Raw genomic sequence first — 21,899 nt, forward strand, 5'->3', positions numbered from 1 at the left:
GTTTCCTGCTGCCCCGCTGGACTGGGGATGCGATAACCGACCAAGTGATGTAAAATACGCGGCATTATGACAAAGAAAAAAACACACAAATCCGGTTCTGCCACCATTGCCATGAACAAGCGCGCTCGCCATGAATACTTCATTGAAGAAGAATTCGAAGCTGGCCTGTCGCTACAGGGATGGGAAGTTAAATCACTCCGTGCAGGTAAAGCTAACATCAGCGACAGCTATATTCTGCTGCGCGACGGTGAAGCGTATCTGTTCGGTTCCACTTTTCAGCCGCTGGCGGTGGCCTCATCGCACGTGGTCTGCGATCCCACCCGCAGCCGTAAACTGCTGTTAAAGCAGCGTGAGCTGGACTCACTCTACGGTCGTGTCAACCGCGAAGGCTATACCGTCGTTGCGCTGTCGCTCTATTGGAAAAACGCCTGGTGTAAGTTAAAGATTGGCGTTGCACGCGGTAAGAAAGAGCACGACAAGCGCAACGACATCAAAGATCGCGAATGGCAAATGGATAAAGCACGCATTATGAAGAATGCCAATCGTTAAACACTGGAATTCGATACGCTTTTTTGCTAGTATTTGAAGTTCTGGGGCTGATTCTGGATTCGACGGGATTGTGAAGCCTTAGGAGCATGCCGAGGGGCGGTTGGCCTCGTAAAAAGCCGCAAAAAAATAGTCGCAAACGACGAAAACTACGCACTAGCAGCTTAATAACCTGCTTAGAGCCCTCTCTCCCTAGCCTCCGCTCTTAGGACGGGGATCAAGAGAGGTCAAACCCAAAAGAGATCGCGCGGATGCCTTGCCTGGGGTTGAAGCGTTAAACTGAATCAGGCTAGTCTGTCAGTGGCGTGTCTGTCCGCAGCTGACCGGCGAATGTAAAGACTGTACTAAGCATGTAGTGCCGACGGTGTAGTAATTTCGGACGCGGGTTCAACTCCCGCCAGCTCCACCAAAATTCTTTCGCGGCGATACCAGAATTGTCCGCTGAAGTCCTGAAAGCCCGCAAGGTGAAAGCTTTGCGGGTTTTTTTGTGTCTGTAACCTTCCAGGACGATCCGCCTGAATCCAGAAATAATCGGCACACGTTAAGATACACGCTTTAATGTGGGCCAAAAACATGTACCAATTATGGTCGGAAATCAGTCATGGCGCGGATGACATGCCCCTCACCAATAACAAAATCCTCAAAACTAAGCCCCTAAGAGAAAGACTTCACGTCGCATGATGGCGACGGGCTTTTCCTGCTCAACAAAACGTCTGGTAAGAAGCTATGGCGTTTCCGCTATCAGAGGCCAAGAAGTAGTAGCCGAACAAATCTCAGTCTTGGCTCATACCTGCTCTAACGCTAGCTGCTGCACGTCAGATGCGTGACCAGTATTTGTCGCTGCTTGCTCAAGGGATCGATCCACAGAAGCAGCAAAAGGAAGTTTCTGAGCAACGTCAGATTGAATTGGATAGCATTTTCTCAGTTGTTGCCGATAGGTGGTTCCAGCTTAAAAGCAAAAGCGTCACCGAGGATTATGCGAAAGACATTTGGCGATCACTGGAAAAGGACATCTTCCCCGCTATTGGCGAAATTCCTGTTCAAGCACTCAAGGCCAGAACGTTTGTTGAAGCACTGGAGCCGATTAAAACTAGAGGCGCTCCTGAAAGAGTTCGTAGGTTAGTGCAGCGTATCAACGAGATTATGATTCATGCAGTCAACACCGGATTGACCGATGCTAACCCAGCGTCTGGTGTTGGTATGGCTTTTGAGAAGCCAAAAAAACAGCATATGCCAACACTCAGACCCGAGGAATTGCCAAAGTTGATGCGGTCTTTATCTATGTCGAACCTATCTGTTTCTACTCGCTGTCTTATTGAGTGGCAACTTCTTACTCTTGTGCGTCCCTCAGAAGCTTCTGGTGCGAAATGGACAGAAATCAATTTTGAGAATAAACTCTGGACTATCCCGGCAACAAGGATGAAGGCCAAGCGTGAACATATTATCCCCTTATCACCACAAGCATTATATATTCTAGAGGTTATGAGGCCTGTAAGCGCTAACAGTGAGCATATTTTTCCAAGCAGAAACAACCCAAAACAATCGATGAATAGTCAGACTGCAAATGCAGCATTAAAACGGATTGGTTATGGTGGTAGACTTGTCGCACATGGTTTACGTGCAATTGCAAGTACAGCCCTGAATGAAGCTAACTTTAACTCTGATGTGATTGAGTCTGCATTGGCTCATTCTGATAAAAACGAAGTCCGTAGGGCTTACAATCATTCAACCTGCCTTGAGAAACGCGTTGAACTGATGAATTGGTGGGGCATTTTTGTTTATAACAAAATTCAGGAGATGAAATGTTTAAAAAATTAAGAATAAAAAACTTTAAAGCATGGGAAGATACACAAGAAATATCCATGGCTCCTATTACGTTATTTTTTGGAAGTAATAGCTCAGGTAAGTCTAGTATAGGTCAGCTTCTAATAATGCTCAAACAGACTATTGATTCACCTGATCGTAAAAGTCCTCTTTATTCAGGAGGGCCACAGACAGCAGTACAGCTTGGCTCTTTTCATGAAATGGTTCATCAAAGAGATTCCTCAAAAAAAATATCATTTGAATATACTTGGAGCATTGATGATGAGTTAAGGGTGAAGGATCCTATCAGCTCAAACATCTTCCAAGGAGATGAAATATCATTTGGTGCTTCAGTATGTTTTAACGAAAGTCAGCGGATTGTTGAACTTTCTGGCTTCAATTATGAAATACATTATGAAAACCAGCTTGGATTTTCAGTTGGACTTGAAAGGAATTTAAATACTAAGAATGACTTTAAGACAAACTTCTCTAATTATAATTTAGTTAGGCAAAAAGGGCGCGTTTGGTCAATTAAAGAAGCCGTAAGGTTTTATGGATTCCCTGAAGAAGTTGTAGCTTATTATCAAAATGCAGACTTTGTGCAAGAGCTAAATTTACGACACGAGCAGTTATTTCGGTCACTTTATTACCTCGGACCGCTTAGAATAAAAGCATCAAGGTTATATCCATGGTCTGGAATCAGGCCTGAAAGCGTTGGATTTTCTGGTGAAAATACTATTTCAGCGCTTTTATCTGCCAAAGATCGTAAAATAGGCCTTGGCTATAGAAAAGTGACAAAACCTTTCGAGGAGATAATTGCATTAAAATTGAAAGAAATGGGACTTATTGACGATTTCATCGTAAAACCCATCTCTGAAAATCGTCAAGAATATGAAGTTAAGGTATGTACGAAAGGCTCAAAATCTTGGGTGGACTTACCAGATGTAGGATTTGGGGTATCGCAAGTATTACCTGTTTTAGTACAATGTTTCTACGCACCTAGTGGTTCTGTTATCTTAATGGAGCAGCCTGAAATACACCTCCATCCTAAGGCGCAATCTGTTTTAGCGGATGTTTTAATTGATGTTATACGTTCAAAGGAAAATGGCGAAGATAGAAAAATTCAGTTAATTATAGAAACCCACTCAGAACATTTCCTGAGAAGACTTCAAAGAAGAATAGCAGAAAACGAAATATCCAAAGAAAATGTAGCAGCCTATTTCTCTGATTACTCCAAAAACAAACCGTCACTTACTCCTTTGTTGATTGACGACTTTGGCAACATCAAAAATTGGCCGGAGCATTTCTTTGGAGATGAAATGGGTGATATAACTGCGCAATCTAAAGCAGCCATACAGAGAAAACTTGAGGAAATGAAAAAAAAATGAAAATTCCCAAGAATTATATTTTAGATACTAACGTACCTAAAACTGCTAATTTAGCAGTTGTTGCAGATGGAGTAACTAATGAAAATGCCAAATGTATTTTAAGCTGCGTTGAACTGATTGAGAAAATAACAAGCAGTAAAGATAGTGGATTAGTTCTTGACTCAATGGATGAAATCTTTGATGAATATAGAGGACAACTTAATTTAGGCGGCTCGCCCGGACAAGGGGATGTCTTTATGAAATGGCTGCATGATAATAGATGGAACTTTCCAGAAACCGACCGTGTTAACATAACTAAAAATAATGATACTTACTCCGAATTCCCACAACATCCAGAACTAGTTAACTTTGATATTTCAGATCGTAAGTTCGTGGCAACATCAAACGCACACCCAGGAAAACCTTGCATTTATCAAGCTGCTGATAGTAAATGGTGGGGATGGAAAGATGCATTACTAGAAGTAAATATTAAAGTGTGCTTTATGGATGAGCAATACATAGAAACCATCTATAACAGGAAGATGAAAGGATGAGCGAGATTAATGTAAAATTCCCAAGCACTCCTCACTTCGCTATTTCAGTCACTCAAGATATTAGAAATGACAAGGTGCTTGATGATGATATGCAAAATGACGCCCTAACAAAAGAGTTAATCATCGAGGAGAAAATTGACGGTGCAAACCTTGGCATATCTTTCGATTTTGAGGGGAATATAATATTACAGAATAGAGGAAGCATTTTAAATCCCCCATTCTCTGGCCAGTGGAAACCTTTAGATAATTGGTTAAAATTAAGACTTGAGAAGCTATTTGATGTCCTTACTGACAGACATATTTTATTCGGAGAGTGGTGTTACGCCAAACATTCTATCCATTACACATCTCTCCCTGACTACTTTTTAGCTTTTGATATTTATGACAAAAGCTTGAAAAAATTTATAGATTTTGATAGACGTCAAGAGTTAACGGAATCCATGAATATTTTATCTGTACCTTTGTTAGGGAAGGGTTTTTTTCGTCTAAATGAATTACCCAGTTTTATAAAAAAATCTTCATATAGCGATTCAATTTCAGAAGGAGTTTATGTTAGAGCATCAGATTCCTATCAAACCTTTTTTAGAGCTAAGATTGTAAGAAATGATTTTACTCAAAATATCGCTCTGCACTGGAGTGCGAGAAGTATCATTAAAAATAGTTTGCTCATTAACAAATGCAATTGAGCTGCCGTGGGCTGCTGTTAACCGCGCGCAATGCTTTCCCCGCCACGCCTGCCCGCTTTATACACCACTTTTCATGCAGGTGCATGCTACGGGCCTAGCCGCGCCCGGCATGGCCTGAACGAGGCAAAACGATTCATGTTTTTGCATGCAGATCCATGCACGCTATGCATGCACGGCTCTTTACAAAGCGGCTCGCCAAAAAAAAGGCTTTAGGAAGGCAAAGGACGGGAATAAAAAAAGCCGCTGGTTGTGCAGCGGCAGTGTAAAGGATTAATGAATCTGGCGGAATGCAGAACCATAACGGCCCAGCGTCTGACTCTCCCTTAAGCGGGATACTCACACGGTCATAAAGACCAATACCTTTTGCCTACATCGTCATACTTATTTACAATCTCAGGCAGGATTGATTAAGTAACGTTAGAAAAAAAGCCTCAAACCCACTACTAAATAATTGTTTCATCGGAGGAAATGGAATGCCTCGCAATCTCGCACCTGCATACTGTGTAGTTCAACAACCTGGTAACCTCGGATTCCAGGCAAGAATGCTTTTCAATGACAGTAACTCAGAAGCTGCTCGTCTCTTTATGCAAACCAATGCAGACACGCCCTGGCTGAATCCGGGTCAGATAGTCATTGTTGCAGACCCAGCTTCTTCACAAACCATGCAAATGTTGAACGCTTTAAGGCAGGCCAAACAGAAAACTAACATTGCGTTTGTTGGTGTAACTCCTGACGAAGCGAGCTTTATGCAGCAACACTACGGTTTGATCGCTGCCCTGACTACTGCGGGAGATAAAATTTTTGGCACTATTGGTGACGTTGGTGAGAGATACTTTTCAGAGATCGAGAATACCCTCAAAAAGATAGAAATCAGTTACCAAAACCAGTTCCGTACTCAGGGGACACTGATTAGTCAGCAATTCTTCGCAGAACGTAACCGGCTCTTCAATCAGCTAAAAGAACTTGTGAACAAGCCACTACTGAAATCATTGATTCGTTATGCCGTGAAGTTCAAGCCTTACGAAGACATGCGTAGAGCACTGAATCTATCCAGCCGCTCCATCGTACATGAATGGTCCACTGTAGGGCTGGGAGGGATACCTGGCTATTCGAATTATGTAGATAGTGCAGCGAAAGCGGCAAAATTTTTGAAATCAGGTGGCTACATAGGTATAGGGTTTGCCTTTGCGGGTACCACGAATGAAGTCGTCAATGCCTGCGTTAAAGGACGAGAGAGCGAATGCAAAAGAACGGCGTTCAAAGAGTACGGTAAGTTTGGAGCTTCAACATTAACAGGTGTGGGAGCTGGTGCAGCCGGTTCTGTAGCAGGATTAGGTGTATGCGCAGCAATAGGGATCGCCACAGCAGGAACAGGAGCGGTAGTATGTGCAGCAGTTGGCTCAATCGCTGCGGGTTATGTCGGTGCCAAAGCGAGCGACTCTATAATGGATACTATCTATGAATACATGGGAATTTGAACAATGAAGTCGGCCATAATGGTTTTAATTATGCTTCCTATGGTTTGCTTAGTGGTAAGCGTTCTTTTGTATCTAAGTAACAGATCCCGCTACAACAAATTGATTTCTGACTTCCAACAAAAGTATATGCTGCCTACCCCTTACTTATTGCATTGCAATATGGGTTACTTAGGTTCGCCACTAATGCTCTATTTTTTTATGCGATTAAAACAAAACAAAAAAATCTTCTTTTTAGACCCAAAAAGTCAGGCCTATGATTTTGCAAGTAACAGTCAACATAGCGCAGAGATAAATAGCCTCAAACCGTTATATTTTACTTTTTTATTGGGCTTTTTTTGTTGTTTTTTACTTGCAGTTATCGCTGTCCTAATCAAAATTAAAATAATTTAATGATGTAAATAAACACCTGTTAACAGCCAATTTCTCTTTACCATTAAGATAATTGATACTGAAACCGTTAAAAAATAGCCATTAACGTTGCAGGCATAGCAGGTGGTGCAGCGGGAGGGGCTTTAGCTGGTTTGGTATGCGGCCCGTGCGCACCCGTTTGCGTTTTGATTGGTGGATTGGTGGTGCACTTGCCACCTTTGAAATGGGACGTTTGTGGGGATAATCATGGAACAAACTCTTTCGGTAAAGCTTGTTGAGCAAAGTAAAGCGACTGATTTTCAGCAGGCCGTTTCTGAAGTAGTGATCGATAACAATCCGACGGGTATCACTATAAAAGGACAGGTACTCGAAGCCTCAGTTAAAGTCGACAATGACAGGTATATTCTTTTCACAATGGATGATGTGATCTTTGAGGAGTTTCTTACGGTTACTCTCATCAGCCTGAGTCAGGGGATTGTTGAAAGCTTGCAGGTTGGCAACGAGTATTCGTCAGGCTCTTTCGAGGCGCTGTCTGTCAATCACAAAACCATTGAGTTCAATTTCATTGGTGGGTCTGTATGGACAATTAAAGTGAACGACTCTCCAAAGCTACGTGTTCCCTTCTTTTCCGATCCGCGTGGTGTAAAACGCTCTTCAGGTCTGAAAGCGTACCTGACGATAGATGCAAAGCCATCGCCCTCCACAACATGAAAAACCATTTAACAAAAGCAATTGGTATACGCTTAGGTATACCAATTATCTTTAAATTAAATATTTATATTAAATTTCATAGAGATAGGTGATTTATTCAAATTCCGCCAGCCAAACACCACCCCACCCACAACCTCCCCAAAACCCCCCTCCCCATCCTTCCCCTTGACAACCTCCCCCTCTATGCCCTAAAAAGGAAACGATCATTTCCTAATCGGAGGTTAGCCATGAAACCATCTTCCCATACCGGTAGTGCGCAATCCTCTGCGGGGCGACCACGCGCTTTCAACGAAGCACAATTTCTGGATGGGGCCATTAGGCTTTTCCGCGATCGCGGTTTTAGTGGCGTCAGCATCAGTGACATCACCGCGGCCACCAACCTCAGTACCGGTAGCGTTTACAAGGCGTATAAAGACAAACAGGGCGTCTTTGCCATGGCACTTGAGCGCTATGTGTTTCTTCGCGAAGAACAGATAAAAACCCGGCTGGAAAAGGCGGCAACGAGTAAAGACAAGCTTGCGGAACTGCTGCGGGACTATGTTGAGCTCAGTCAGGGAAAAGACGGCAAGCTGGGCTGCATGGTGGTGGCCGGTGTCACCAGCTTCGACCAGCTTGGCACTGCGGCCAGTAGCCTGGAGACACAGCTGGCAAAGCGGCGTAGCAACATTGCGGAATTGATTAAAAACGGAAAACAGGACGGTTCCATTGCCGCGACTACCAACGAAACCGCCGCTGCCGAGGTCATTCTGGCGTTACTTCAGGGAATGCGCGTCATCGGAAAGGCCTCAACCCTCACACAGGATACTGAGCGTTTTGTGGCTCAGGCGCTGAAGGTACTGGAATAAGCCATGATTATTTACGTCGTTATTGCCGTTCTCGCCGGGGCGATGCTGCCGTTGCAGGCGGTCTTCAATGCTCGCCTGGGCTATGCGCTGGGCTCACCGCTTTGGGCGGCGGCGGTATCGGCACTGGTTTCGGCACTCGTTCTTTTTATACTCGGGGCTATCACAACCGGAACCTTCCCGCGCACCTCATCCCTGCCGTCTCTGCCTTTATGGGCGTGGTTTGGCGGTATTTGCGGTGTGATGACGCTGGCTGGCGTCACGGTCAGTCTACCGCGCCTGGGTGCCGCCGCGATGGTCGCCCTGGTTATCGCCGGGCAGGTAGCGTTTTCTCTGGTGATCGATCGTTTCGGTCTGTTCGGTGTTCCCCCTCATCCCATTACAGTACAACGTGCCATGGCAGCGGTTCTGCTGTTAGCCGGTACTGTACTTTTACTACAGGAATAGATTATGCCTGCTTTTATGCTCCCCGCTGCACCTAATGGTTTTAGTCACCACTTTGCGCGTGTAAATGGTCTGCGCTTTCATTATGTGACAGGTGGCCGTGAGGATGGCTTTCCCCTGGTGTTACTGGCAGGTTTCCCCGAAAGCTGGTTTGCATGGCGAAATGTCATGTGTCCCCTGGCTGATAAATACCGAATCATTGCCGTTGATTTGCCGGGACAGGGGGATACAGATAAGCCGCTTTCCGGTTACGACACTCAAACGGTTGCCACGCGACTGCATGCTTTTGTCGATTCACTTGATTTAGGATCGTACTTTCTTGCCGCGCATGACGTCGGTGCCTGGGTCGCCTTTACCTATGCAATGTTATATGGCGATGAAATACGTGCGCTGACCCTGATGGATGCCGGTATCCCGGGAATATCCCTGCCGGATAAACTGCCGTCGGCCTCCGACAAATCCTGGAAAACATGGCACTTTGCCTTCCATGCCGTGGCTGATCTTCCTGAAGCCTTGCTGGCAGGACGTGAGCGCATTTATCTGGAATGGTTTTTCCGCGAGAAAGCCGCTGATCACAGCTGTTATGGCGAGACTGAACTGACCGAATATGAGCGGTTGCTTAAAACACCGGGGGGATTACGCGCCGGGCTGGCATTTTACAGAGCGCTGTCTCAATCCGCTGCGCAAAATGCAGAACTGGTCAGGCTTGGGCGGTTGATCATGCCAGTGCTGGGACTGTCCGCCGACCAGGGCTCCATTCCTGATATGGCTGCCACGTTGAAAGCCTACGGCGATGATGTACAGGGTCAGCGTCTCTCGGATTGCGGACATTTCCAGCCCGAGGAGCAACCCGAAGCCACGGCCCATGCGCTAGCCTCGTTTTTTGGTCAGTACGCACATTAAAATCCGTTGATTAGTCTGACAACGGTATAACGTAATCAGAACGCTAATTTATTATGCGAAGCCGTCATAGCGCTTTTGAAATAGCGTTTTGTAGGAGGATGAAGCAAACGGGTTCGGTGACTCTGCGTGAAAAAATAAAGCCACGCATGTTAAGCCGGCAATTTCTTAAGTTGTTATCAGAATAAACCGACAGGCATCTCAATTAACGGACAAATATTGGACGCCGCGGTAAAGGTCGATAACGACAGATATCTGCTGTTCACGACAGACGATATTCTCTTTAACTGTAACGCTAATCAGCTTGAGCAAAGGGAATATCGAAAGCCTGCAAACTGGCAATACGTCTTCATCAGGTTTTTTCGAACAGCTATCGGTAAATGACGAAACCATAACATTCAGTTTCATTAGTGGTTCTGTGTGGAAAATAAAAGTGAATGACGCCCCAAACTCCGCGTTCCTTTCTATCGCGAGCAAGGTGGCGTCAAACACTTTTCGGGTTTAAAGTCCTGTTTAAAACAGAGTCTAAGCCCTCGCCCACCTGATTAACACCTTCGTGGCGGTTAGGGATATATGCCCGGATATTCCCATCATTTCAGCCTGTCGCACCCTGTATTGTCATGAAACCATGACAAATCTGAATGACACGCCATCCACGCAATGCCGGAACCAAACCTGACAAGGTCATGTTATGTTTTAAACGTTCCTGTAAAGTTGATGATGAGTTAACTATTCAATAAAAAATCGTTACTCACTCTTAAAAGGTGATGGATTACAAAGAAGAGAATATTTAATCTTTGCAAGTTACTTATAGGCGCCTTATTATTTATTCTTACCGTTAATTCAATGTTAAATCCAGAAAATCATAAGTAAAAATCATTTCAATTAAATCAGTTAACACCAAACTCTGGCGAGCGATTCGTGATGCCGCCCTCTCCTCCCGCTCGCCTTTATCCGTTAAAAAAACTATTCAGTTTCCGGACGGATTTATTTTTTCGACAATTGATAATGATTCTTGAGTTGATTCCCATTTGCATATGGAATTATGATTTCTTTCGAGTTTGGCTTCCTCAACTGGATGACAATCGTTAAAGGATTAATCGTTATGCTGCCGTTAAAAAAAATCACCCGTCATATTACTACGAGTTTATTCATTCCCGCCTTGGGTATGGTTTCCCCCGCTCTGGCTGAGCCTGATATTAACGACGACAATGAAGATGTGATGGTGGTAACGGCATCGGCAATTGAACAACGGCTTAAAGATGCGCCCGCATCCATCTCTGTCATCACCGCAGAACAGCTGGAAAGAGACATCGGTAAATCGGCCACGGATTTGGCGGATATTCTCGAACGTGTCGCAGGCGTAACAAAAGCGATTGGTACAGACGTGAGTTCCGGTATTCAACTGCGCGGAATGCCAGCGGCATATACGCTGTTGTTGGTGGATGGCAAACGCATAGGCTCAAGTAACGGCATCAAAAGCACACAGCAAAACTATTTCGACGACATTAACTGGATTCCAACCGAATCCATTGAACGTATTGAAGTGGTCAGAGGGCCAATGTCCGCGCTCTATGGTTCAGATGCGATGGGCGGTGTGGTGAATATTATCACCAAAAAAAATAATGATGCCTGGCACGGAGCATTAACGGCAGGCACCCGTCAGCCGCAAGATGGTAACCGGGGAAACACTCAGACCTGGACAGGCAGCATCGGCGGCCCGCTGGGTAATGGATTTGATTTGCGCGTTAACGGTTCGTGGAATAAGCGCGAAGCGGATAAAAGCGAGACCGGCGCATTGCGCTGGGGAAGCGGCCAGGAAGGACGCAAGAATGAAAATTACGGCGCAGAACTCGGCTGGGATATTACCCCTAATCACCGCCTGTCCGTTTCTACTCAGCAGGGAACTGAAAAAGGGATTCCCGGCGAGTCCAGTGACGGCAGTGAAATTGCGCTGCGTGGCGTGGATAAACTTGAACGTGAAAATTATGCGTTGGATTATCGCGGTATTTTTGACTTTGGCACGGTGAAGCTGAACGCCTATCAAAATAAGTTCAAAAACTGGGTGTCCGATATCCCGGTGATTTCTGGCGCTACCGTGACGGGCAGCCAGGATGTCGCGCTATGGAATAAAGAAAGCATCGTGGAAGGCGATATTAACCTGCCTTTTGAGTTCGGCTTACCGCACAACCTGACATTCGGCGCACAGTGGAAAAAAGAAGAGCTGAACAATCCTCGTTCTATCGGCGTAGTAGCGGACGCCTCCAGCACCTACGGCAAACACAGCGGTGAAGCCAAAAGCACCGGCCTGTTCGTCGAAGACCAGATCGACCTGCTGGAGGATGTTTCACTGACTCTGGGCCTGCGCAGAGATAATACCGATTACGGTAACAGGACAACGCCGCGCGCCTATCTGGTCTGGCAAGCCACGGACGCGTGGACATTAAAAGGCGGTTATTCAGAAGGTTTTAAAGCACCCAGCGTGCGCCAGGCAAGCAAAGGCTTTATTGAATCCTCAAAAGGCGCGGGATGTAACGGCTATGCCGATTACAACGGCGGGGGTTGTTACACGATGGGCAGCGACCAACTCAAGCCTGAAACATCACAAAACTGGGAAGTTGGCGCAATCTTCGATTACGAGGGATGGAGCGCAGGACTGACTTTCTTTGACAGCCGATTCAAAGACAAAATTGCCGCTGCCCCTGTTGGCTATATTCCGGGCGATACCTCCGGCCGCTACTGGCTTGAACGCGTCAATCTTGACACTGCGCGCACCCAGGGCCTGGAGGGCAATTTAACCCTTCCCTTGATATCAGAAGAAAAGGGTCCCTGGATGAAGCGTCTGTCACTGAATAACACGCTCACGCGAATGATTAAAGCCGAAGATTCTCTGGGCGTGATGTTAGTGACAACGCCAAAACTCTCCACCTGGTCTTCTCTTGACTGGCAGGTTAATGACGACATAAGCCTTTCATTTACCGCAAAATACTATGGAAAAATGCTGGGACTGAACAGCAGCGCAGACCAGGCCGCACGAGGCAATACCGCGACAGCACGTATCCGAAAAGCCTACATGATTTATGGTCTGTCAGGACAATACAGGGCAACGAAACACCTTAAGTTTAATGTCGGGCTGGACAATCTTTTTGATAAAAATCCTGTCTCTGACAATCCGTCCTCAAGCGGGGATTCAGGCAACAATTACGCGGTGCCCGGTCGCACCATGTATGCCTCAATAACGGCCTCATTCTGATCGCCCTGCTTTGTTATCAGGCCGCTGCATTAAGGGCGTTTTGAAAAGGATGATTCAGGTAAACCAGCCCGGTATGGCGATATAAAACCTGAACGTTAACAGATGCCAGCATCACGTTTTATTTATTGCGACCTGAGAGGAAGCGGTGCTGGCACGTTGAGCGTCATACAGGCAAGGCGTGCCGGTTATCTGACCTGACGCACAGATTAACGATTGTTTATAACTGACTACGAATGCTTTCCCATGGATAAAAGCAACGCGCAAGGAGAACTTATGCGTTTCCCTCTTCTGACGATTTTATTTACCCTGGCCTGCATACTGACCGTTTTCCCTCCGGCTTCGGTCCAGGCGGCACAAACGGTCAGCGTCACGCATCTACAGGGAACCACCGCGCTGCCGCTGCATCCCCAACGCGTGGTGATCCTGAATCCGGCCACGCTGGATATTGCCGATGCGTTAGGCATTAACCCTGCGGGCGTCGCGCAATCCGGTTTCACCTATCCGGCGCATCTGGCTAAATACAACAGCCATGACTATTTCAATGCCGGCACGCTGTTTGAGCCAAACTATGAAGCCTTAAGCGCTGCCGGGCCGGATGTGATCTTGGCGGGTGGCAGAGCCCTTGCGGCCTACAACAAACTCAGCGATATCGCCCCAACCGTTTCGCTGGATCTTGACCCGAACAATGTCATGGCAAGTCTGACACAGCGTACTACGCAACTGGGGGAGATCTTTGGTAAACAGGCCCAGGCAAAGGCCGTTTTAACCGCCTTTAATGCACAAATTGCAGACCTTCGCACCGCCGCCGCTCAGTCGGGCAGCGCCATGATGTTAATGGTAAACGGAGGCAAACTCAGCGCCTACACGCCGCACTCCCGCTTTGGTTTTATTTTTGATGTGCTGCAGTTCAAACCTGCACTCGCTATGCCAAACGCCAGCAAACATGGCAATGCCATTTCACCCGAGCTGATCATGCAGGCCAACCCCGACTGGCTGTTCGTTCTGGATCGTGACAGCGCCATCGGCAGCAAAGAAGGCCTGTCGGCCCGCCAGGTACTGGATAATCCGCTGGTGCGCCGCACCACCGCCTGGAAAAAGCAGCAAATTATCTATCTGGATTCCGCCTCGCTGTATATTGCCGGTGGAATCCAGAGCTACAGCCTCATGATGAAGCAGATCAGGCAGCACCTGATCGCGGCCGGGAACCAGCCCTGAATGAAATACGGGGCTTATCTTGTCAGCCTGGGCCTGCTGGCTGCGCTGGTTATTCTGAGCTTAGTGACGGGCGTAACCCGCGTGTCATTAATCGACCTGTGGCAAGATGCAGAGATGCGGGACATTCTGTTTATCAGCCGCTTTCCGCGTACCGTCGCGCTGGTGCTGGCCGGTAGTGCGATGAGTGTCGCGGGCCAGATCATGCAGATGCTGACGCAAAACCGCTTTGTTGAGCCTTCGGTCGTGGGCACCACGCAATCCGCAAGCCTGGGGCTTTTGCTGGTGATGGTCTGGTATCCCGCCGCGCCCGTCATCGTCAAAATGTGCATCGCGTCCCTGTTTGCCCTGGCTGGCACGGTGCTGTTTATGCTGCTTATTCAACACATCCGTCAGAAAAGCGCTTTTATCGTGCCGCTTACAGGCATCATGCTGGGGGCCGTTTTCAGTTCCGTGACGACATTTTTGGGGATGCAGTTTGATATCCTGCAATCCCTGGGCAGTTGGGAATCCGGTGACTTTTCCAGCGTGATGCAGGGACGCTATGAGCTGCTCTGGATTGTCGGGCTGATTACGCTGCTGGCGGCCTTCATTGCCGATCGGTTCACGGTGGCCGGCCTGGGCCATGACTTTTCTGTTAACGTCGGGCTTAACTACCGCAAGATTCAGTTAACGGGCATGGCCATGATCGCCATCGCCAGCGGCGTGGTTATCGTTGTGGTCGGTGTTTTACCTTTCCTGGGATTGATCGTCCCGAATATTGTCAGCATGATTTTTGGCGATAATTTGCGACGAACCGTGCCCTGGGTCGCCATGACAGGCGCCATGTTGGTATTGAGCTGCGATATCCTGGGACGGCTGATTATTTATCCCTTTGAAATTCCGGTCAGCGCCTTACTCGGCGTGCTGGGCGCAGCCGTTTTTCTGGTGCTGATTATCAGGGGAAAGCGCTATGCCAACTAATCTGTTGCAACCGTCCCACGCCCCGAGAGCGGCACGATCGCCCGTGAAGCGGTTGTGGATATTGGCGCTGCTTGCGGTCGTATTCTCCCTGGTCTTTATGACCCTTAATCTGCAGGGAAATATCAGCTATATACTGAAACACCGAGGGCAGATTTTATTAACCATCGTACTGGTCGCCTTTGCATCCGGAATCAGCACGCTGCTTTTCCAGACCATTACGCAAAACCGCATTCTGTCGCCGTCGGTGATGGGGCTTGAGTCACTCTTTGTCTTTCTCCAAACCCTGTTGGTGTTTTTTATTCAGCTTTCGCAACTGAGTCAGATGGGCAGCGTGGTGCAGTTTCTTGGCGAAACGGCGCTGTTAATGATCTTTGCCACACTGCTCTACCGCTGGTTATTCAACCGCAGTGGGCTGGATCTTCACCGGGTATTGTTAACTGGCCTGGTGTTCGGCACGCTGTTTCGCAGCCTTTCCGGTCTGATGCAGCGCTTACTGTCACCTGGCGAATTTGCCGTGCTGCAAAGCCGGATGTTTGCCACCTTTACCCATGCTGATGCTGAGGTACTGGCCATTTCAGCCATGATGATTGTTGCGATCACCGTTATCGTCTGGCGGCTTCGGCATCGCCTTGACGTCATTGCGCTAGGGCGCAATAGCGCGACGGCACTGGGCGTGCCCTATCAACATTATGTGACCGGCCTGCTGCTGCTGATTTCGCTGCTGGTGGCGATTTCAACCGCGCTGGTCGGGCCGATGACGTTTCTGGGACTGTTGGTGGTTAACCTTGCCTGGCCGGTGGTGGGCTCCTGGCGTCATGGTTATTTGCTACCAGGGGCGATTCTTATTGGCATCATTATGCTGACGGGCGGACAGTTGCTCCTGGAGCAGTTGTTCAACATGGCGGGAACGCTGTCCGTTATTATTGAATTCTTTGGCGGTGGGCTCTTTATTTATCTGGTTCTGAAAAAGGTGGCGACGTGATTGAAGTTGCAAATGTTAATAAAGCGTACGGGCCCTTATCTGTCCTTAAAAACATTAATGAAATCCTGCCCTCATCCGGTATCACCTCAATCATCGGGCCTAATGGGGCCGGCAAATCCACATTACTGTCAGTCATTAGCCGCCTGATGATGCCCGACAGTGGCGAGGTCAGGATCGACTCGCTGGTCGTCAATGAAACGCACAGCGAGAAGCTGGCGAAAATTATGTCAGTGCTGCGGCAGGATAATCATTTTACCAGCCGACTCACGGTTTACGATCTGGTGAGTTTTGGCCGCTATCCCTATTCAAAAGGGCGCATAACGGAAAACGATAAGCATCATATTCATCAGGCATTATATTTTCTGGATTTACTGCCACTGGCTGAACGGTATCTTGATGAACTGTCCGGAGGACAGCGGCAGCGCGCCTTTGTCGCCATGGTGCTGTGTCAAAATACCAAATACGTTCTGTTGGATGAGCCGCTGAATAATCTTGATATGAAACACAGCGTGACCATGATGAAGCAGCTACGGCGCGCCGCTGACGAGCTGGGAAAATCCATTATCCTGGTCATCCATGATATTAACTTCGCCTCGACCTATTCAGACCATATTATCGCCATGAAAAAGGGTGAGGTTTTTTTCAGAGGCACCCCGGCTGAAATGATGAAACCCGATCTGATCGAACGCCTTTTTGAAATACCTGTCGCGGTTGAAACCGTGGCGGGACAACATATTGCGGTTTACTACCGTTAATCCTGTGCACTGAGCATAACCGCAGACGGTTTCCCCCGGCCCTGTCACGCTCATGCCGGGCAACCGTCCGCCTGTCAGCCGGGTCTGCGCTAATGTGGGTTTACAGGATGCGTGTTTTTCGCCGTACGCTTTTCACGCGCTACGTGCATACACGAAATCACAGAAAGGTTTTCTCGCGCCCAGTTGGGCCGACAGTCTGGCCGCACTGTCCCGCATCAGGTCGCCCAGCCCTGCCGCTTTACGATCCAGGGTTAATCGTGACGATGGCCCCGTCAGCGCAAGGGCCGCCGTCAATTTATCCCCTTCGCCAAACACCGGGATGGCAAAGGCGGCAGTATGCGGATCGCGCGCGCCTGAGGTATAGAGCGGTAAATCGGGCGCGTCAGTAAACAAGCTTTCGCCCATTCCCCAGTGACGCAGCACCTGGCTAATCGCCGAGTTATCCAGCGGATAAAGCGAGCCAGGCAGTCGCGTATGGCGCAAACCGTCCGACGACTCCGCACGGAAGACACAAAGACGCTGGCCGTTATCAATCACATACCAGCTGGCGCTTTCGTTTGTTGCCGAGGCCAGCGCCTGCAGTTCGGGCTGAACCACGCTGGCCAGATGAAACGACTGTTCATACAGCTTGCCCAGATACAGCAACCTTGGCCCCAGGGTATAAATGCCATTCTCCCTTCTGACCACATAACTCATGCGTTCCAGCGAATTCATCAGGCGATAAACGGTGGTTTTATGGTAACCCGAAAGCTGAGACAACGCCGTGAGTGACAGACTTTCTTCGCCTGGCTTAAAACAGTCCAGCAAGGCCAGTGCCTTCTCTACAGCATTAACGCCTTCATTTCCCATTTTGCTTCTCCTGATTTTTGCTGGAACCGAGTGTACCCGAAACTGTGAGTCACATCTTGTTTACATCACAAACAAGCTCGCAACACTGGCGTCATCGTCAGTATCACCGATATAGTGGTTTCATAATGTACAACCTGGTTTTACTGTGTAAAACAACCTATGAGGTACGCTATGTCCACCAATGAAAAACCCATGATTAACCGTGAAGTTACGCGAGTCAGCGCTGATTATGTCAGACGCGCGGCTGAATTTCAGGCCGCGATTATTGCTGATGTGGCAGGCAGAAGGGGCACACTTCATGGCCGCATCAAGCCCTTGGGTGCACATATGAAAGTGGCGGGTCCGGCAGTGACCGTCGAGGTTCGTCCCGGTGATAACCTGGCGATCCATGCTGCGCTGGCGGTTGCCAAACCTGGTGACGTCATCGTGGTTGATGGTAAAGGTGATATCAGCTGCGCGCTATTGGGCGAGATTATGGCAACCCAGGCCGAAGCGTCCGGCATTGCTGGCATCATCATCGATGGCGCAGTCAGGGATGCCGATGCACTCAGCACGCACACCTACCCTGTTTTTTCCGCAGGCCTTAACCCTTGTGGCCCAACCAAGTCGATTCCCGGGCGCGTGAATTATCCCGTTTCCGTTGCCGGTGCCACGATTAACGCGGGCGATCTGGTGGTCGGAGATATCGATGGCGTGGTGGTCGTGCCGCGCGACGACGTTGAAATAGTATTAGCACTCGCGGCGAAAAAGCTGGATATGGAAACCCGTCGTATTGCCGCGATCAAAGCGGGGGACAAAAGACCGGGCTGGCTGAACGGTGCACTGCGTGCAGCTGGCATGTTAGCGGAAGGGGAGGAACTCTGATGCGCAAACAGGACACCGTCATCGTAACTGGCGAAGATCTTGCCCCCGCCGCCCTCGCGATGCTGGACAATTATGAGGTGGTTTTTGCGGGCAGTAAGCCGTCTGAAGACGACTTATTCACGCTGTGCCAGCAGTATAATCCCGTTGGGATCGTGGTGCGCTATGGAAAAATCAACGCACGCATTATGGATGCCGCGCCTGCGCTGCGCGTGATCTCCAAGCATGGCAGCGGCATTGACGTCATTGATCAAGATGCGGCGGGCGAACGCAACATCAGCGTCCAGTCTGCGCCAGGCGCCAATGCGGCGGCGGTGGCTGAACATACCTGGGCACTGATTCTGGCCTGCACAAAATCCCTGCTCCCGCTGGATCGCCGGATGCGTGAGGGACACTGGGATAAATCCACCCACAAGTCACTTGAACTGGAAGGTCGGACGCTCGGGCTCGTCGGGCTGGGCGCGATTGGCGGCCGGGTGGCGGATATTGGTCGCGTGTTTGGCATGCAGGTTATTGCTTACGATCCCTGGGCGAAAACCTTGCCCGCGGGCTGTGAGCAGGTGGATGATTTAGCCACGCTGTATGCACGCGCAGATATTGTGTCGCTGCACTGTCCCCTTACCGCGCAAAACAGCAAGATGATTAATGATCAGGCGCTGGCACAGTTCAAACCCGGCGCCGTTCTGGTCAACACTGCACGTGGCGGACTGATTGATGATGATGCCCTGATTCGGGCCCTTAAAAGCGGCAAACTGAGCTCGGCGGCGCTGGACAGCTTTACCGTTGAACCTCTTACTGCGCCGCACATCTGGCAGTCTGTCGAAAACGTCATCATTACCCCGCACATCGGCGGCGTAAGCGATAACTCTTATGTGAAAATGGGCACCGCCTCCGTGACCAATCTGCTCAAGGTCTTAGCGCAAAAGGAAGCCACCGTATGATGTGCCTGACAACAGCGGAAGTCAGGCAGACAACGATTTTCACCCGGCTGCCTGACCGTTTCCGCGTCCCCGACAGCAACAATACCTGGGCTGCCGCCAATCGCGGCGGCCAGCTTACCGATTCGTTTCTGGAAGGGCCGGTCTGGCATCCTTCGGGCTGTCTGTACCTGACCGACATCCCCTTTGGCCGGATATTCCGGGTCGATATGGCAGGCAACTGGGAGATCGTCATGCAGTACGACGGCGAACCCAACGGCATGAAACTCACCGACCCGGATACGCTTCTGATTACGGATTATCGTCACGGGTTAATGAAGCTTTGTCTTAAAACGCAAACGATCACCCCCTGGCTGTCGCGCCGCAATAGCGAGAGTTTTCGTGGCGTTAACGATTTAACGCCTGACAGTCGCGGAAATCTTTACTTCACCGATCAAGGGCAAACCGGGCTGCACGATCCCACTGGACGGGTTTACCGACTCAGCCAGGACGGCCGACTGGATATCCTGCTGGATAACTGCCCCAGCCCAAACGGACTGGTTCTGTCGCCAGATGAAAAGGTGCTGTATGTCGCCATGACGCGCGGTAACTCAATCTGGCGCGTGCCGCTTCAGCGAGAGGGTTCGATCAGCAAGGTCGGTCAATATTTTACCTCGCACGGACCCAGCGGTCCCGACGGGTTAGCGATGAACGCGCGCGGCGAGCTGCTGATTGCCAATCCGGGCCTGGGCCGCGTCTGGCTGCTCAACGATCTGGCTGAGCCTGCAGAAATCCTCACCAGCCCCGCCGGACGCTCCACCACTAATCTCTGTTTTGGTGGAGAAAATTTACAGCAGCTGTTTATTACCGAATCCGTCAGCGGCAGCATTCTTACCTGTTCAATGAAAACACCAGGCCACCCACTGCCCTTCCTTTCCACTGCTTTTCTCTGAGAACAACTCTGCGTTTCCTGAACGCAGCGGAGGCAACCATGAATCTGCATTCTGCAAGCGCCGGCTCACCTGTTGAGCCGCAAGCCGTGTCCGCATCTCGTGAAGAAATGAATCAAACAGATTTTGAACAAAGCGAGTTAGCGGCGGGTAAAGCGTTCCGCCGTATCCTGCCCTTTATCTTCCTCTGTTATGTCGTGAGTTATCTGGATCGCACCAATGTCAGCTTCGCCGCACTGGGCATGAACGCCGATCTGGGCATCACGGCTGAACAGTTTGGGTTTGGGGCCGGGATGTTTTTCATCGGCTATTTCCTGTTTGAAGTGCCCAGTAACCTGATCATGCAAAAAGTGGGTGCCCGTATCTGGATCGCCCGCATCATGATTTCGTGGGGCATCATCTCCATGGCGACCGCCTTCGTCACTGGCCCTGCCAGTTTTGCCTTTGCCCGTTTCTGTCTGGGCGTGGCCGAAGCAGGATTCACGCCCGGTATTTACCTGTTCTTCACCTACTGGTTTCCCGGAAGCTGGCGCGCAAAAATTACGGCGGCGTTTTTGGTCGGGATTCCCGTGGCAAACATCATCGGCGCGCCCTTATCCGGCATGCTGATGCAAATCACCGGACACGAACATATCCGTAACTGGCAGTGGCTGTTGCTGCTGGAAGGTTTTCCGGCCGTTATCCTGGGCATAATATGCTTGTTCTTTTTGCATGACCGCCCAGCAAAAGCAAACTGGCTAAGCGATACGGAAAAAACGTTGCTGAGCAGGCGACTGGCAGACGAGCAACAGCAGATAGAAAAGGCGCACGGTTCCAGCCTGCGTGATGCACTGCATAATCCGCTGCTCTACCTGCTGGCTTTCATTAACTTTTGCGGCATTGTGGGTTCTATCGGTGTCGGCCTGTGGATGCCGCAGATCATCAAGCAGATTGGCGTTAGCCATACCGCGACCGGCTTCCTGACCGCATTACCTTACGTCTGCGGCGCGTTAAGCATGCTGTTCTGGGCGCAGCGGGCAAATGCATCCGGCCACCGCATTCGCTGGATCAGCGCTGCGCTGGTGATCGCCGCCATCGCGCTGGCCTGCAGCGCCGTGGTGGATGACCCCGTGGTGAAGATGCTTGCACTGTGCTTTACCGTGAGCGGCATTCTGGCTTTTCAGGCATCGTTCTGGGCATTACCTTCAGGTTTTCTCACAGGAAGCGCCGCCGCAGGGGGTTTAGCGATGATTGTCTCTGTCGGAAATCTGGGCGGCTTTGTCGGGCCTTCTCTTATTGGCTATGTGCGCCAGACAAGCGGAGGATTTATGTGGGCGCTGCTGGCAGTGTCCGCTGTGTTAATGACAGGTGCCGCCACCGTGGCGTTAATCAACGATCCTTACCGCAAAACGTAGCGCAATCGGCAACTTATTTTTTATAAGAAAAACAAGGCGCTCCGGGCGCCTCTTTCCTTTCCT

19 protein-coding genes, 1 other RNA gene and 1 pseudogene are annotated in these 21,899 nt (G+C 49.4%); 20 read left to right on the forward strand and 1 reads right to left on the reverse strand.

All coding sequences use genetic code 11. From position 1 onward, the window contains the following. Positions 1-66 precede the first annotated feature (66 nt). The 16 genes and pseudogenes from smpB (at position 67) to A6A26_RS21460 (ending at position 16,865) form a co-directional block, all read left to right on the forward strand. Positions 67-549: an SsrA-binding protein SmpB gene (gene smpB / locus A6A26_RS21375; protein ID WP_063880613.1), complete on the forward strand. Its 483-nt coding sequence runs from the start codon at positions 67-69 to the stop codon at positions 547-549. Positions 550-592: 43 nt separating this feature from the next. Further along, positions 593-955: a transfer-messenger RNA gene (ssrA, locus tag A6A26_RS21380) on the forward strand. 192 nt (positions 956-1,147) lie between these two features. Further along, positions 1,148-2,364, forward strand: a pseudogene (locus tag A6A26_RS21385) (integrase domain-containing protein). Continuing rightward, positions 2,349-3,737, forward strand: a complete 1,389-nt coding sequence (locus A6A26_RS21390) for an AAA family ATPase (protein WP_063880614.1) — start codon at positions 2,349-2,351, stop codon at positions 3,735-3,737. The pseudogene A6A26_RS21385 and the gene A6A26_RS21390 overlap by 16 nt, the downstream one beginning before the upstream one ends. Next, positions 3,734-4,270: a hypothetical protein gene (locus A6A26_RS21395; RefSeq protein ID WP_063880615.1), complete on the forward strand. Its 537-nt coding sequence runs from the start codon at positions 3,734-3,736 to the stop codon at positions 4,268-4,270. The genes A6A26_RS21390 and A6A26_RS21395 overlap by 4 nt, the downstream gene beginning before the upstream one ends. Next, positions 4,267-4,956: an RNA ligase family protein gene (locus A6A26_RS21400; protein ID WP_063880616.1), complete on the forward strand. Its 690-nt coding sequence runs from the start codon at positions 4,267-4,269 to the stop codon at positions 4,954-4,956. The genes A6A26_RS21395 and A6A26_RS21400 overlap by 4 nt, the downstream gene beginning before the upstream one ends. Before the next feature lie 473 nt (positions 4,957-5,429). Beyond that, positions 5,430-6,434 carry a hypothetical protein gene (locus A6A26_RS21405; RefSeq protein ID WP_063880617.1) on the forward strand — a complete coding sequence of 335 codons (1,005 nt, stop codon included), beginning with the start codon at positions 5,430-5,432 and terminating at the stop codon, positions 6,432-6,434. Positions 6,435-7,049: 615 nt separating this feature from the next. Next, positions 7,050-7,514, forward strand: coding sequence for a hypothetical protein (locus A6A26_RS21415; protein WP_063880619.1), 465 nt, complete (start codon positions 7,050-7,052; stop codon positions 7,512-7,514). A gap of 227 nt (positions 7,515-7,741) precedes the next feature. Beyond that, the gene (locus A6A26_RS21420) at positions 7,742-8,359 is read left to right on the forward strand and encodes a TetR/AcrR family transcriptional regulator (RefSeq protein ID WP_063880620.1); all 618 of its coding nucleotides are present in this window, start codon (positions 7,742-7,744) and stop codon (positions 8,357-8,359) included. 3 nt (positions 8,360-8,362) lie between these two features. Next, a complete protein-coding gene (locus A6A26_RS21425; RefSeq protein WP_063880621.1) occupies positions 8,363-8,803 on the forward strand; it encodes a DMT family transporter in 441 nt (146 codons plus the stop codon). A gap of 3 nt (positions 8,804-8,806) precedes the next feature. Continuing rightward, positions 8,807-9,703, forward strand: a complete 897-nt coding sequence (locus A6A26_RS21430; RefSeq protein ID WP_063880622.1) for an alpha/beta fold hydrolase — start codon at positions 8,807-8,809, stop codon at positions 9,701-9,703. Positions 9,704-10,745: 1,042 nt separating this feature from the next. Beyond that, positions 10,746-12,953: a TonB-dependent receptor domain-containing protein gene (locus tag A6A26_RS21440; RefSeq protein WP_063880624.1), complete on the forward strand. Its 2,208-nt coding sequence runs from the start codon at positions 10,746-10,748 to the stop codon at positions 12,951-12,953. A 273-nt stretch (positions 12,954-13,226) separates the two neighbouring features. Continuing rightward, positions 13,227-14,168, forward strand: coding sequence for a siderophore ABC transporter substrate-binding protein (locus A6A26_RS21445; RefSeq protein ID WP_063880625.1), 942 nt, complete (start codon positions 13,227-13,229; stop codon positions 14,166-14,168). Continuing rightward, positions 14,169-15,128 carry an ABC transporter permease gene (locus A6A26_RS21450; RefSeq protein ID WP_063880626.1) on the forward strand — a complete coding sequence of 320 codons (960 nt, stop codon included), beginning with the start codon at positions 14,169-14,171 and terminating at the stop codon, positions 15,126-15,128. It abuts the gene before it with no gap. Beyond that, positions 15,118-16,110, forward strand: a complete 993-nt coding sequence (locus A6A26_RS21455; RefSeq protein ID WP_063880627.1) for an iron chelate uptake ABC transporter family permease subunit — start codon at positions 15,118-15,120, stop codon at positions 16,108-16,110. Before A6A26_RS21450 ends, A6A26_RS21455 begins: the two co-directional genes overlap by 11 nt. Next, positions 16,107-16,865 (forward strand): iron ABC transporter ATP-binding protein, encoded by a 759-nt coding sequence (locus A6A26_RS21460; protein WP_063880628.1) that lies wholly within the window; start codon positions 16,107-16,109, stop codon positions 16,863-16,865. The genes A6A26_RS21455 and A6A26_RS21460 overlap by 4 nt, the downstream gene beginning before the upstream one ends. A gap of 132 nt (positions 16,866-16,997) precedes the next feature. On the opposite strand, the gene A6A26_RS21465 is transcribed toward A6A26_RS21460, so the two are convergent. Further along, positions 16,998-17,714 (reverse strand): IclR family transcriptional regulator, encoded by a 717-nt coding sequence (locus A6A26_RS21465; protein WP_063880629.1) that lies wholly within the window; start codon positions 17,712-17,714, stop codon positions 16,998-17,000. A gap of 171 nt (positions 17,715-17,885) precedes the next feature. Between A6A26_RS21465 and A6A26_RS21470 the strand changes: the two genes are divergently transcribed. From A6A26_RS21470 to A6A26_RS21485, 4 genes are read left to right on the forward strand one after another with little or no spacing between them, the layout of a single operon-like run. Further along, positions 17,886-18,578 (forward strand): RraA family protein, encoded by a 693-nt coding sequence (locus A6A26_RS21470; protein WP_063880630.1) that lies wholly within the window; start codon positions 17,886-17,888, stop codon positions 18,576-18,578. After that, positions 18,578-19,516, forward strand: coding sequence for a hydroxyacid dehydrogenase (locus tag A6A26_RS21475; RefSeq protein ID WP_063880631.1), 939 nt, complete (start codon positions 18,578-18,580; stop codon positions 19,514-19,516). Before A6A26_RS21470 ends, A6A26_RS21475 begins: the two co-directional genes overlap by 1 nt. Further along, a complete protein-coding gene (locus tag A6A26_RS21480; protein WP_063880632.1) occupies positions 19,513-20,445 on the forward strand; it encodes an SMP-30/gluconolactonase/LRE family protein in 933 nt (310 codons plus the stop codon). Before A6A26_RS21475 ends, A6A26_RS21480 begins: the two co-directional genes overlap by 4 nt. A gap of 38 nt (positions 20,446-20,483) precedes the next feature. Continuing rightward, on the forward strand, positions 20,484-21,836 hold the full coding sequence (locus tag A6A26_RS21485) for an MFS transporter (protein ID WP_063880633.1): 1,353 nt from the start codon (positions 20,484-20,486) through the stop codon (positions 21,834-21,836). Positions 21,837-21,899 lie beyond the last annotated feature (63 nt).

This window comes from Pantoea sp. OXWO6B1 (assembly GCF_001641135.1).
In the GTDB taxonomy this organism is placed as follows: Bacteria; Pseudomonadota; Gammaproteobacteria; order Enterobacterales; family Enterobacteriaceae; genus Pantoea; species Pantoea allii.